This window comes from Streptomyces sp. NPDC048288 (assembly GCF_043201555.1).
Taxonomy (GTDB): Bacteria; Actinomycetota; Actinomycetes; order Streptomycetales; family Streptomycetaceae; genus Streptomyces.
Window position 1 is genome coordinate 220,426 of sequence record NZ_JBICZD010000003.1, and the last position, 12,484, is coordinate 232,909.

Here is a 12,484-nt window from a genome sequence, read left to right on the forward strand (position 1 = left end):
CGCCCGCCCCCGGTGTCCGCGTGACGCCGGGGGCATTGTCGTGCCCTGGGGCCACCAGGACTCCTCGCACATGCGGCGATAAAATGTGACAAAGGTTTCAGTGCCTGCCAGGTCGGTTCCCATGGACCTCAACACCATCACCGAAGTGGTCCGGCGCCCCTCCGAGCGGCCGGGCACGGACTGGCACGAGGGCGACGCCTGGCTCGCCGGCGGCACCTGGCTCTACTCCACGGACCAGCCGGACCTGCGACGGCTCATCGACCTGACCGCGCTGGGCTGGGAGCCCCTGGTCCCGACGGCCGAGGGCCTGGAGATCGCCGCCACCTGCACCATCCGCGACCTGTACGCGTTCCCCTGGCCGCTGGAGTGGACCGCCGCGATCCTCTTCCGCCGCAGCTGTGAGGCGTTCCTCTCCTCGTTCAAGGTCTGGAACGCGGCGACCGTCGGCGGCAACATCTGCATGTCCCTGCCGGCCGGCCCGATGATCACGCTGGCCGTCGCGCTGGAGGCGCGGTACGAACTGTGGGCTCCGGACGGCTCCGTGCGGACCGTCGACGCCCTGGACTTCGTCACCGGCGACCACCGCAACATCCTCGCCCCCGGGGAGATCCTGCGGCGGATCACCGTCCCGGCGCACGCGCTGCGGGGGCGCACCGCCCACCGCCGCTTCACGCTGACCCGGCTCGGCCGCTCGACCGTGTTCCTCGTCGGCACCCAACGGCCGGGAGGGAACGACCTGTTGCTCACGGTCACCGCCGGCACCACGCGGCCGGTCCGCCTCGCCTTCGACTCGCTGCCCGACGCCCGGACCCTGCGGCAGCGGATCGACGCCCTGCCGGCCGGCGTCTGGTTCGCCGACCCCAACGGAACCCCTGACCACCGCAGGCATCTGACCCGGTACTTCGCCGAGGAGATCCGCCGCGAACTCACGGCCGGGGACCTGCCATGACGTACGTCGTGAACGGCCGGACCTTCGACCGGGAACCCGCCCCGGGCCAGTGTCTGCGCACGTTCCTGCGCGAACTCGGCCACTTCGGCGTGAAGAAGGGGTGCGACGCGGGCGACTGCGGCGCCTGCACGGTGTGGCTGGACGGCGCCCCGGTGCACAGCTGCATCACCCCCGCCTTCCGCGCGGACGGCCGGGAGGTGACCACGATCGAGGGGCTCGGCCGGCCCGGCGCCCCGCATCCCATGCAGCGGCAGTTCGAGGACGCCCCGGGGTTCCAGTGCGGTTTCTGCACCGCGGGCATGATCATGACGTCGGCGACCTTCACCGAGGAGCAGAAGGCGGATCTGCCCCGGGCGCTGAAGGGCAACCTCTGCCGCTGCACCGGGTACCGGGCGATCGAGGACGCCGTGAAGGGCGTCACCGCGGTGGAGACGGCGGCCCCGGGCAAGGCCGTCGGGACCAGCGTCGGCGCGCCCGCCGGCCACGACGTGGTGACCGGGCACGCCGAGTTCACCATGGACACGAGGATCGAGGGCATGCTGCACCTCAAGGTGCTGCACTCGCCCCACGCGCACGCCCGGATCCTCTCGGTCGACAGGAGCGCCGCCCTCGCGGTGCCCGGCGTGCACCGGGTCTACACCTGGGAGGACGTCCCGCGCAGACGCTTCACCACGGCGATCCACACCGACCACCTGGTCGACCCGGACGACACCTACATCCTCGACGACACGGTCCGCTTCGCCGGCCAGCGCGTCGCCGCCGTCCTGGCCGACACCGTCGGGGCGGCCGAGGAGGGCTGCCGGCGGCTCGCGGTCGCCTACGAGGTGCTGCCCGCGGTGTTCGACCCCGAGGCCGCGATGGCCGACGGCGCACCCCAACTGCACGGCTCCCACGACCCGTTCGTCCGCGACCCCGTCCACAACATCCTGCTCGAACTCCACGCGCACATCGGCGACGTCGACGCCGGATTCGCCGCGGCCGACGTGATCCACGAGGGCACCTACTTCTCCCCCCGGGTGCAGCACGCGCATCTGGAGACCCACGGCTCGATCGCCTGGATGGAGAACGGGCGGCTGAACGTCCGCACCAGTTCGCAGTCCCCGTCGATCGCGAAGGTCAAGCTGGCGTACCTGTTCGCGCTGCGCCCGGACCAGCTGAGGGTGTTCTGCAAGCGCGTCGGCGGCGGCTTCGGCGGCAAGCAGGAGGTGATCACGGAGGACCTGGTCGCGCTGGCCACCCTGGACACCGGGCGGCCCACCTGTCTGGAGTTCACCCGTGAGGAGGAGTTCACCACGGCCTCGCCGCGGCATCCGATGACCCTGACGGTCCGGCTCGGCGCGAAGGCCGACGGAACGCTCACCGCCTTCCAGGTGCGCAATGTGTCGAACACGGGCGCCTACGGCAACCACGGCGGCGAGACCGCGTACGCGGGCGGCGCCGCCGTCATGATCTACCGCTGTCCCAACAAGAAGTACGACGCGTACTCCGTCTACACCAACACCGTGCCGAGCGGGGCGCTGCGCGGCTACGGCATGACCCAGCCGGCCTTCGCCGTGGAGTCGGCGATGGACGAACTGGCCCGCGCGCTCCACCTCGACCCGCTGGAACTGCGCCGGCGCAACATCGTCCGGCCGGGCGAACCCCTGGTCGCCCTGCACGACGGCCCCGACGACGTGATCTTCACCGAGGACGGACCGGCCACGTGCCTCGACCTGGTGGGCGCCGCCCTGGCCCGTACGGCCGACCGGCCGCCGCCCGGTCCCGAGTGGCTCGTCGGCACCGGTGTGGCCAGCTCCCTGCACGAGACCGCGCCCCCGACGGAGCACCTCTCCGAGGCCTGGGTCACCCTGGGCGACGACCTGATCTACGAACTGGCCGTCGGCACCGTCGAGTTCGGCGAGGGAACCTCCACGGCCCATGTCCAGATCGCCGCCCACCAGCTGGGCACGACGCCCTCGCGGATCCGTCTGGTGCAGTCCGACACCGACCGCACGGGCTTCGACACCGGCGCCTTCGCGAGCGCGGGCCTCTTCGTGGCGGGCAACGCCGTGCTGCGGGCGGCAGGCGCCGTGCGCGACCGCGTCCTGGAATTCGCCGCGGCCCACACGGGCGTCCATGTCGTGCTCTGCACGATGGACGACGACGGTGTCCGCTGCGGGGACCGGCGGGTGTCGCTGGCCGAACTCGTCGCGCTGGCCCGGGGCCGCGGCATCCGTTTCACGGCCGCCCGCAAGGCCTACGGCTCGCCCCGCAGCATCACCTCCAACGCCCAGGGGTTCCGGGTCGCCGTGCACCGGGTGACGGGCGAGATCCGGATCCTGCACAGTGTGCAGGCCGCGGACGCCGGGGTGATCATCAATCCGGCGCAGGTCCGGGGCCAGATCGAGGGCGGTGTCGCCCAGGGCATCGGCTTCGCGCTCACCGAGAACCACCAGGTCGACGGCGACGGCGTCATGGTCAACCCGAACCTGCGGAACTACCGCATCCCCACCTACGCCGACATCCCCCGTACCGAGGTCCTGCTGGTGGGCTCGGCGGACTCGGTGGGCCCGCTGCGGGCGAAGGGGATGGCCGAGTGCTGCATCAACCCGGTCGCCCCCGCGCTGGCGAACGCGGTGCACGACGCCACCGGCGTCCGCTACCGCGCGCTGCCGCTGACCCCGGAACGCGTCTACGGCCGGCTCCCCGCGGAGCAGTCGGTGCGGGCGGGCTGAGCCGTCATGAACGCCGAGAAGAACGTGGCCGCGGCGGCGACGGCGATCATCGGCCAGAAGGTCCTGCCGGGGCGGGAGCGGGAGTTCGAGTCCTGGCAGGAGGGCCTCAACACCGCGGCCTCCTACTACCCGGGCTTCCTCGGCGCCGAGATCTCCCCGCCGACCGCCCTGCAGCCCGACTGGGTCATCGTCTACCGGTTCGACTCGGTGGCCCATCTGCAGGCGTGGATCAACAGCGGGACCCGGCAGACGTTTCTGGACGCCGGCCGGGAGTACTTCGACGGTCCGGCCACCCAGCAGGTGGTCAGCAGCGGCACCCAGGCACTGGATCCGCTGGTCACCGTCGTGGTCACGCACCATGTCCACCCGAAGCAGGTCGACGACTTCCTCGACTGGCAGCGCCGCATGGTCCAGGAGGAGAGCAGGTTCGAGGGGTTCCGCGGGACCGAGCTGTTCCGCCCCGTCGAGGGACTCCAGGAGGAATGGACCACCCTGTACCGCTACGACAGCGCAGAGCACCTGGAGGCCTGGCTGACCTCGCCCGAGCGGCGGGAGATCCTGGCCGAGGGCGAGAAGTTCAGCGACTTCACCCTGCGCACGATCGACAACTCCTTCGGCAGCTGGTTCGCCTTCGAGGGCAACGGCAAGGAGGCACCGCCGCCGCCCTCCGAGACCAGGACCTCCCTCGCCATCTGGGTCGGCCTGTACCCGACCGTCGTCCTGCTGACGCTCGCGCTGTCCCCGCTGCATCTGAGGCTCTGGATCGGCCTGCTCATCGGCAATCTGCTGTCGAGCTTCCTCATGAGCTTCCTGACCATGCCCTACTACGTGAACCCGCTGCTCGGGCGCTGGCTGCGGCCGCCGCCGGACGAACCGGCGGCCCGGAGCGACCTCCGCGGCCTTGGCATCGTCGCGGTGGCGATGGCCGTGTGGGCCGTCGTCTTCTACCTCGTCACGGTCCGGTTCTGGACCCTGCCCTGAGCCGGGGCCCCGGTGTTAGCCCACCTGGCCGGGTGCACCTGTGCCGGTCAGCGGTCGGGGCGGTATCCCGTGCTTGCATCCTGCGAGGAGGCCGATCGCCTCCGCACGCCGACGTCGCACCCATGCCTGGAGGAACCGGCTGATGGCCGCGGACAACGAGACAATCACCTGCTCGTTCGACTTCAGCGAAGCACTCGACTTCGATCCTGAGCTCGCGGCCCTGATGCGGCGCCGCTCCCCCGCGCGCATCCGGCTCCCCTATGGCGCCGCGGACGCCTGGCTGGTCACCGGCTTCGACGCCGTCAAGCAGGTGACCATCGACCCCCGGTTCAGCAGAGCGGGCGTCATCGGTCACGACTACCCCCGGATGACACCGGAGCCCATCGTCTCGCCGGAATCGATCAACGTGGTGGACCCGCCGCACAGCAGCCGCGTCCGCCACCTGGCCTCGCAGGCCTTCATCCAGCAGCATGTCGACGAGATGCGGCAGCGGATCGTCTGGCTCACGGACCGCCTGCTGGACGGCATGGAGAAGGAGGGCGCGCCGGCGGACCTGGTCCGGCACCTCTCCGAGAAGCTGCCCCAGCACGCCGTCCTGGACCTGCTCGGTGTCGAACGGGAGGACTGGCCCCGGATCCAGGCCTCCGTGCTCCAGCTGCTCGTCGTCGGCGCGGGCAACAAGGAGGCCGCCGCGAAGGCCAAGGCCGAGGTGACGGAGTACTTCGCCGGACTCGTCGCACGGCGCCGGACCTCACCCGGCCCCGACCTCATCAGCGCGATGGCCGCGGCACGGGAGGGCGAGGAGCAGCTCGACGACAGGGAGCTGGCGGTGATGGCGCTGACGCTGGCGCTCAGCGGCCAGGACACGGCGACCTGCCAGATCAGCAACATCACCTATCTGCTGCTGACCCGGCCCGAGCTGATGCGGCACCTGCGGCGCAGGCCCGAGAGCATCACCGACGTACTGCACGAGCTGCTCCGCTGGATCCCGTTCCGCAAGGGGGTCGGCATTCCCCGGGTGGCGCTGGAGGACGTGGAGCTGGAGGGTGCGCCGATCAAGGCGGGCGACTTCGTGCACGTGTCGTACCTGACGGCCAACCGTGACCCGGAGCGCTACCCGGACCCGCATGTCATCGACCTGGACCGCCCCACCGCTCCGCACATGACCTTCGGCTGGGGCGGACACCGGTGCATCGCGATGCCGCTGGCCATGGCGGAGCTGGAGGTGGCCATCGGCCGCCTGGTGGAGAGATTCCCCGGCCTGCGGCTCGCGGTGGAGCCGCAGGAACTGCGGTGGGACACGAAGACGATCAGGCGGTTCCCACTGGAGCTGCCGGTGGCCTGGTAGACCCGGCGTGCCGGGCCGCCGGGCTCAGCCGGCTGCCCGGCGGTACTTGCGGACCGCGAGCGTCCGGAAGGCCAGGATGATCACGACCGACCAGATCAGCGAGGCCCAGACCGGGTGCTGCATGGGCCAGGCGTCGGACGCGTTGAAGCCCGGCGGAAGGTTCCCGAACAGCTCCCGGCACGCCTGCACGGTCGCACTGAACGGGTTCCACTCCGCGATGTGCCGCAGGAAGGCCGGCAGGTGGTTCGCGTCCACGAACGCGTTCGAGATGAACGTCAGCGGAAACAGCCAGATCAGCCCGCCCGAGGTCGCCGCCTCCGGAGTACGCACCGACAGACCGATCAGCGCACCGATCCACGAGAACGCGTACCCCAGCAGCAGAAGCAGCCCGAACCCGGCGAGCACCTTGCCCAGGTTCTCGTGCGTCCGCCAGCCGACGATCAACGCCACGACCGCCAGGACGACGAGGGTGAGTGCGGTCTGCACCAGGTCGGCGAGGGTGCGCCCGGTGAGGACCGCACCGCGCGCCATGGGCAGCGACCGGAACCGGTCGATGAGCCCCTTGTGCATGTCGTCCGCGATCCCCGCACCCGCGCCCGCCGTGGCGAACGTGACCGTCTGCGCGAAGATGCCGGCCATCAGGAACTCGCGGTAGGCCTGTGTGGAGCTGGACGAACCGACCGTGATCGAGCCACCGAACACATAGGTGAACAGCACCACGAACATGATCGGCTGGATCAGCCCGAAGATGAGCATCTCGGGGATCCGGCCCATGCGGATCAGGTTTCTGCGGGCGACGACCATGGAGTCGTTCACGGCGCTCACTTCACGGCCTCCTTGCGGCTGTCCTTGCGGGGGTTGTGCTGACCGCCCTCTTCGCCGTCGTCCGCGGACCTCTCCTCGGCCGCGTGTCCGGTCAGGGACAGGAAGACGTCGTCGAGGGTGGGGCGGCGCAGGCCGATGTCGTCGATCTCGATGCCCCGGGTGTCCAGCTCGCGGATGACCTCGGCGAGCAGCTTGGCGCCGCCGGTGACGGGCACGGTGAGCTTGCGGGTGTGCTCCTCGACGGAGGTCTCGCCCTTGCCGAAGCCGGCCAGCACCTCGGCGGCGGTCGGGATGTGCTCGCGCTCGTGCACCACGACCTCGACGCGCTCGCCGCCGGTGCGTGCCTTGAGCTGGTCGGAGGTGCCCTTGGCGATGACCCGGCCGTGGTCGACGACCGCGATGTCGTGGGCGAGGTGGTCGGCCTCCTCCAGGTACTGGGTGGTGAGCAGCAGGGTGGTACCGCCGGAGACGAGGTCCTTGATGACCTCCCACAGCTGCTGGCGGTTGCGCGGGTCGAGGCCGGTCGTCGGTTCGTCCATGAACATCACGGGCGGTGAGACGACCAGGGCGGCGGCGAGGTCGAGGCGGCGGCGCATGCCGCCGGAGTAGGTCTTGGTGGGGCGGTCGGCGGCGTCCGTGAGATGGAACTGCTCCAGCAGCTCGACCGCGCGGGCCTTCGCCTGCTTGGCCTTCATCTGGTAGAGCTGGCCGACCATCTGCAGGTTCTCGCGGCCGGTCAGGTACTCGTCGACCGCCGCGAACTGCCCGGACAGGCCGATGGAACGGCGTACGGCGTCCGGTTGCTTCAGCACGTCTATGCCCGCGACGACCGCCTTGCCGCTGTCGGGGCGGAGCAGGGTGGTCAGGCAGCGGACGGTCGTGGTCTTGCCCGCGCCGTTCGGCCCGAGCAGTCCGAGGACCGTGCCTTCGGGGACATCGAGGTCGACGCCGTCCAGTGCCTTTACGTCGCCGAAGGTCTTGACCAGCCCTTCGGCATAGATGGCGCCTGGCATATCAGTCTCCACGTCGTTGGGGATGCTTCGGAAAAGGGCTTGGTTCGCACTCTTGGGGCCGCCTATGGTTTCTCGCCGGCGGGACGGCAGGCGGGCACGGCCACAGCCATGCGGCACACCATAACGCGATGTATCGCGTCCGTCGACGGATTTTCCCGAACGAGTGAATGAACGGATTCTGGCGGAATTCAGTCGATGACGGTGTATCCGGCCTCGCGCAGGGCGTGGCCGACCTCGGCGCAGTGTGCGGGTCCCTTGGTCTCAAGGTGCAGCTCGACCTCCGCCTCCGCGAGCCCGAGCCGAGGGTCGGTCCGGACGTGACTCACATCCAGGACGTTAGCGTCGACCACTGACAACACCCCCAGAAGCGTGGCGAGGGCACCGGGCCGGTCGGTCAGCCGCAGCCGAACCGCCAGGTAGCGGCCCTGCGCGGCCATGCCGTGCCGCAGCACCCGCTGCATCAGCACCGGATCGACGTTGCCGCCGGACAGCACCGCGACCACCGGTCCGGGGAAGGCACCCGGCTCGGCGAGCAGCGCCGCCACCGGGCTGGCGCCGGCCGGTTCCACGACCAGCTTGGCCCGCTCCAGGCACAGCAGCAGCGCGGCGGAGAGCTGGTCCTCGCCGACCGTGCGGACCTCGTCGACGAGATCCCGGACGATCGCGAACGGCACGTCACCGGGGCGTCCGACCCGGATGCCGTCGGCCATCGTCACCGGGTGCCGCACCGTGACCGGGTGCCCTGCGGCCAGCGAGGGCGGATACGCGGCCGCGCCCGCCGCCTGGACGCCGACGATCCGCACATCCGGCCTGATCGCCTTCACCGCGACCGCGATCCCGGCCGCGAGCCCGCCGCCGCCGACCCCGACGACGATCGTGCCGACCTCCGGGCACTGGTCCAGGATCTCCAGGCCGACCGTGCCCTGACCGGCGATGATGTCGGGGTGGTCGAAGGGGTGGATGAAGACCGCGCCGGTCTCGGCCGCGTACTCCTCGGCGGCGGCCAGCGTCTCGTCGACCACCTGGCCGTGCAGCCGCACCTCCGCGCCGTACTCCCGGGTGGCGCTGATCTTGGGCAGCGGGGCGCCCTTGGGCATGAACACCGTGGCGTGCACACCGAGCAGCGACGAGGCCAGCGCCACGCCCTGGGCGTGGTTGCCGGCGCTGGCCGCGACGACCCCGGCGGCCCGCTCCTCGGGCAGCAGCCCGGCGATCCGGACGTAGGCCCCGCGCAGCTTGAAGGAACCGGTCCGCTGGAGGTTCTCGCACTTGAGGTGCACCGGCGAGCCGACCAGCTGGGACAGGTGCCTGCTGCCCTCCATCGCGGTCGCCCGCGCGACACCCGTGAGCATCTTCTGGGCGCCGCGCACGTCGTCGAGGGTGACGGGGCGCAAGGAGTCAGCCGTGCCGTAGCTCATGACTCAAGTCTCGCAGTTCACAGGCCGCCGCCGCGGGTGTGACCAAGCTCCGAGACCGGTTTGCGCAGCGCCGGTACGGCTCGCCCCCTGTCCGCGTACTCTGTCCCCCACCACAGCACTCTTCATGAAGTGAGCCCCCCGCCATGCCCACAACACCTGAAATGTCGATGGACATGACGACCGTCGGTGACAGCGGTCTTCTCGACACGCTGCAGCACGAGGTGGCGGTGTTCGCCCGCCGTGCCGAACAGACCCGGCTCGGCGGCGTCGGACAGGTGCGCAACTCCATGGACCGCGCCGCGTACCTGCTGCTCAACCGCCTGGACAACGAGGGCCCCATGGGGGTCAAGGCGCTCGCCGCGAGCATGGGGATCGACTCCTCGACGGTCACCCGGCAGGTGGCTCCGCTGGTCGACACCGGGCTCGTCAAGCGCACCTCGCACCCCGAGGACGGGCGGGCCGTGGTGCTGCAGCTGTCCCCGCGCGGGCTGTCCCGGCTGGAGGAAGTGCGTTCGTCACGGCGCCAGTTGATGGCGGAGTTGACGCAGGACTGGGAGCCGGAGGAGCGCGAGACGTTCTGCGCGCTGCTCACGCGCTTCAACACCGCCCTCTCCGCGCGCATGGCCGTCCCCCCGGGCACGGACACCCCGCCGGCCGGCTGACCACCCGCCCCACACACCACCACCGCGCACAAGCACCCGCGCGGCCCGTACCGCCACGTGCACGGGCGGCCACCGACCCTCGTACCGCCACGTGTACGGACGGCCGCCGACCCTCGTACCACCGCCGCGCGCAAGCACCCGCGCTCCTCTTACCGCCACCGCGCACGGGCGTCCACCGACCCTCGCACCACCACCGCGCGAGGGCCCACCGCCTCTCTTACAGCAGCCGCGCTTCAAGGGCCCGCCGCCCCTTCTTTACAGCGGCCGCGCCACGAGGGCCCGCCGTCCCTCTTACAGCGACGCGCCACGAGGGCCCGCCGCCCCTCTCAGCGACGCGCCACGAGGGCCCGCCGCCTCTCCCGCAGTGGCCGCGCGCGGGAACCCGTGTATCCGGTACGCGCGCGTGCTGCGCGGCTCTTGACCGTGGGCCTGCCGCTGGCCTCATATGAGACCGGGCCCCGCCGTACCCGTGTCCCGGGGGCCCGTGGACGGGGAGGCACGGTGCGCGATCGGCAGGCGTTCCGAGACGCCCGCCGGGCCCGGGAGTTCGAGGCGTTCGTCGCGGGCGCGGCAGGACGGCTGCTGCATGCCGCCACCCTGCTCACCGCCGAGGCCCCGGACGCCAACCCCCGCGCGCGCCGCCTGCTGACCCGCGCGCTCGCGCACACCTACGCGTGCTGGGACCGGCTGCACGGCGAGGACCCGTACGACATGGCCCGGCAGTTCCTCGCCCTGCGCTTCGCGAACTCCGCGTGGCACGAGTACGGCGGCCCGCTGAGCCGCACCCGGCCGCACCCCCGCAGCGCCCTCGCCGTCCTGACCCCCCGGGAACGCCTGATCCTGGTGCTCCGCCTGTACGAGGGGGTCGCCGAGGAGCAGACGGCGGCCCTGCTCGGCCTGCCCACCGAACGCGTGCACATCCTCTGCGAACGGGCGACGGCCACCCTGCTGCACCCGCCGCGGAAGGCGGCGCCCAGGGTGGTGGGGGCGGAGGTGGCGCCGTCGTGAACCGCGTCGAACGCGAGGCCGCCGCCCGCCGGATCATGGAACGGACGCCGCCCCCGCTGCCGCCCGACCTCTACGGCGAGGCGCTGCGCCGGGGCGGCCGCCTGCTGCGGCGCAGGCGCCGGGTGCGCCGTCTGCTGTGGCTGCTGCTGTGCGCGGCGGCCGTCGCGTTCACCGTCTGGGCGGCGACGGTCCACCCGTGGGCGGAGCCGCCGTCCACGACGACCCCGCCCGTGGTCGGCTGGTGAACCGACGCTGAGCGGGTGGTCGGCCGGTGATGGGCCGGTGCTCTAGCCGAGCGCCTGCTGCAGGTCCTCCAGCAGGTCGTCGACGTTCTCGATGCCCACGGACAGCCGCACCAGGTCGGCGGGCACCTCCAGGGCGGAACCGGCCGCGGAGGCGTGCGTCATCCGGCCGGGGTGCTCGATCAGCGACTCGACACCGCCCAGCGACTCGCCGAGCGTGAACACCTTGGCGCGGTTGCAGACCTCGACGGCCGCCTCCTCGCCGCCGCTGACCTGGAACGACACCATGCCGCCGAAGGCCTTCATCTGCTTGGCGGCGGTCTCGTGCCCCGGGTGCTCGGGCAGGCCCGGGTAGAGGACACGCGTCACGCGCGCGTGCCGGCTCAGCATGTCGGCGACCTTCGTGGCGTTCTCGCTGTGCCGGTCCATGCGCACCGCGAGCGTCTTGGTGCCGCGCAGCACCAGCCACGAGTCGAACGGCCCGGCGACCGCGCCCATCGCGTTCTGGTGGTACGCCAGCTCCTCGCCGAGCGTCTGGTCCGACACGATCAGCGCACCGCCGACCACGTCCGAGTGACCGCCCATGTACTTCGTCAGCGAGTGCACGACGACGTCCGCGCCGAGCGCGAGCGGCTGCTGGAGGTACGGCGTGGCGAAGGTGTTGTCGACGACGAGCTTCGCGCCCGCGTCGTGGGCGACCTGGGCGACCGCGGCGATGTCGGTGATACCGAGCAGCGGGTTGGAGGGGGTCTCCACCCAGACCGCCTTGGTCTTCGGGGTGATCGCGGCGCGCACCGCGGCCGGATCGCTGGTGTCGGCCACCGACCACTCCACGCCCCACCGCGAGACGACCTTCGCGAACAGCCGGAACGTGCCGCCGTACGCGTCGTTCGGGATGACCACGTGGTCGCCGGGGCTGAGCAGCGTGCGCAGCAGGGCGTCCTCGGCCGCAAGGCCGGACGCGAACGCGAGCCCGCGCCGCCCGCCCTCCAGCGCGGCGAGGTTCTCCTCCAGCGCGGTCCTGGTCGGGTTGGCGCTACGGCTGTACTCGTAGCCGCCGCGCAGGCCGCCGACGCCGTCCTGCTTGTAGGTCGAGACCTGGTAGATCGGCGGTACGACCGCACCGGTGAGGGGGTCCGCCGTGTTGCCCGCGTGGATGGCGAGCGTCTCGAAGTGCTGACTGATGTGGTGCCTGTCGCTCATGGTGGACGAGCCTAGTGCTCCGGCGTCCCGGACGCGTTGTCCACAGGTCGCGGCGCCGGTCGTCCACAGGCCGGGGCACGCGTCGTCCACAGGCCGGGGCACCGGTTGGCCAATTGTCGGC

11 protein-coding genes are annotated in these 12,484 nt (G+C 71.5%); 7 read left to right on the plus strand and 4 right to left on the minus strand.

All coding sequences use genetic code 11. The annotated features are described in order from the left end of the window. The first annotated feature begins 121 nt into the window (after nucleotides 1-121). From ACGFZS_RS12240 to ACGFZS_RS12255, 4 genes are all read left to right on the plus strand, one after another. Nucleotides 122-949, plus strand: coding sequence for an FAD binding domain-containing protein (locus ACGFZS_RS12240; protein ID WP_393795014.1), 828 nt, complete (start codon nucleotides 122-124; stop codon nucleotides 947-949). Continuing rightward, the gene (locus ACGFZS_RS12245; RefSeq protein ID WP_393795015.1) at nucleotides 946-3,663 is read left to right on the plus strand and encodes a molybdopterin-dependent oxidoreductase; all 2,718 of its coding nucleotides are present in this window, start codon (nucleotides 946-948) and stop codon (nucleotides 3,661-3,663) included. Before ACGFZS_RS12240 ends, ACGFZS_RS12245 begins: the two co-directional genes overlap by 4 nt. 6 nt (nucleotides 3,664-3,669) lie before the next feature. Beyond that, nucleotides 3,670-4,644, plus strand: coding sequence for an antibiotic biosynthesis monooxygenase (locus ACGFZS_RS12250; protein ID WP_393795016.1), 975 nt, complete (start codon nucleotides 3,670-3,672; stop codon nucleotides 4,642-4,644). 142 nt (nucleotides 4,645-4,786) lie between these two features. Next, a complete protein-coding gene (locus ACGFZS_RS12255) occupies nucleotides 4,787-5,992 on the plus strand; it encodes a cytochrome P450 (protein WP_393795017.1) in 1,206 nt (401 codons plus the stop codon). A gap of 24 nt (nucleotides 5,993-6,016) precedes the next feature. Here the strand turns inward: ACGFZS_RS12255 and ACGFZS_RS12260 are convergent, their stop codons facing one another. The 3 genes from ACGFZS_RS12260 to ilvA all read right to left on the minus strand — a co-directional run bounded on the left by ACGFZS_RS12260 (nucleotide 6,017) and on the right by ilvA (nucleotide 9,248). After that, on the minus strand, nucleotides 6,017-6,796 hold the full coding sequence (locus ACGFZS_RS12260; RefSeq protein ID WP_355716950.1) for an ABC transporter permease: 780 nt from the start codon (nucleotides 6,794-6,796) through the stop codon (nucleotides 6,017-6,019). Between the two features lie 17 nt (nucleotides 6,797-6,813). Further along, complete coding sequence (locus ACGFZS_RS12265) at nucleotides 6,814-7,830, minus strand: ATP-binding cassette domain-containing protein (protein WP_393795018.1); 1,017 nt, start codon at nucleotides 7,828-7,830, stop codon at nucleotides 6,814-6,816. 188 nt (nucleotides 7,831-8,018) lie between these two features. Next, complete coding sequence (gene ilvA / locus ACGFZS_RS12270; protein ID WP_393795019.1) at nucleotides 8,019-9,248, minus strand: threonine ammonia-lyase; 1,230 nt, start codon at nucleotides 9,246-9,248, stop codon at nucleotides 8,019-8,021. A 161-nt stretch (nucleotides 9,249-9,409) separates the two neighbouring features. Here ilvA and ACGFZS_RS12275 point away from each other — a divergent pair, with 161 nt between their 5' ends. The 3 genes from ACGFZS_RS12275 (at nucleotide 9,410) to ACGFZS_RS12285 (ending at nucleotide 11,163) form a co-directional block, all read left to right on the plus strand. Then, the gene (locus ACGFZS_RS12275; RefSeq protein ID WP_365687141.1) at nucleotides 9,410-9,910 is read left to right on the plus strand and encodes a MarR family transcriptional regulator; all 501 of its coding nucleotides are present in this window, start codon (nucleotides 9,410-9,412) and stop codon (nucleotides 9,908-9,910) included. Nucleotides 9,911-10,411: 501 nt separating this feature from the next. Beyond that, nucleotides 10,412-10,918, plus strand: a complete 507-nt coding sequence (locus ACGFZS_RS12280; RefSeq protein ID WP_393795020.1) for a sigma factor-like helix-turn-helix DNA-binding protein — start codon at nucleotides 10,412-10,414, stop codon at nucleotides 10,916-10,918. Next, entirely contained in the window at nucleotides 10,915-11,163 is a 249-nt protein-coding gene (locus tag ACGFZS_RS12285) for a hypothetical protein (RefSeq protein ID WP_355716826.1), read from the plus strand. The genes ACGFZS_RS12280 and ACGFZS_RS12285 overlap by 4 nt, the downstream gene beginning before the upstream one ends. 42 nt (nucleotides 11,164-11,205) lie before the next feature. Here the strand turns inward: ACGFZS_RS12285 and ACGFZS_RS12290 are convergent, their stop codons facing one another. Continuing rightward, nucleotides 11,206-12,363 (minus strand): cystathionine gamma-synthase, encoded by a 1,158-nt coding sequence (locus ACGFZS_RS12290; RefSeq protein ID WP_393795021.1) that lies wholly within the window; start codon nucleotides 12,361-12,363, stop codon nucleotides 11,206-11,208. Nucleotides 12,364-12,484 lie beyond the last annotated feature (121 nt).

Coding starts and splice junctions, on each gene's coding strand:
- ilvA (WP_393795019.1), bottom strand. CDS start 9,248: ATGAGCTACGGCACGGCTGACTCCTTGCGCCCCGTCACCCTCGACGAC.
- ACGFZS_RS12245 (WP_393795015.1), top strand. CDS start 946: ATGACGTACGTCGTGAACGGCCGGACCTTCGACCGGGAACCCGCCCCG.
- ACGFZS_RS12240 (WP_393795014.1), top strand. CDS start 122: ATGGACCTCAACACCATCACCGAAGTGGTCCGGCGCCCCTCCGAGCGG.
- ACGFZS_RS12265 (WP_393795018.1), bottom strand. CDS start 7,830: ATGCCAGGCGCCATCTATGCCGAAGGGCTGGTCAAGACCTTCGGCGAC.
- ACGFZS_RS12290 (WP_393795021.1), bottom strand. CDS start 12,363: ATGAGCGACAGGCACCACATCAGTCAGCACTTCGAGACGCTCGCCATC.
- ACGFZS_RS12255 (WP_393795017.1), top strand. CDS start 4,787: ATGGCCGCGGACAACGAGACAATCACCTGCTCGTTCGACTTCAGCGAA.
- ACGFZS_RS12250 (WP_393795016.1), top strand. CDS start 3,670: ATGAACGCCGAGAAGAACGTGGCCGCGGCGGCGACGGCGATCATCGGC.
- ACGFZS_RS12260 (WP_355716950.1), bottom strand. CDS start 6,796: ATGGTCGTCGCCCGCAGAAACCTGATCCGCATGGGCCGGATCCCCGAG.
- ACGFZS_RS12275 (WP_365687141.1), top strand. CDS start 9,410: ATGTCGATGGACATGACGACCGTCGGTGACAGCGGTCTTCTCGACACG.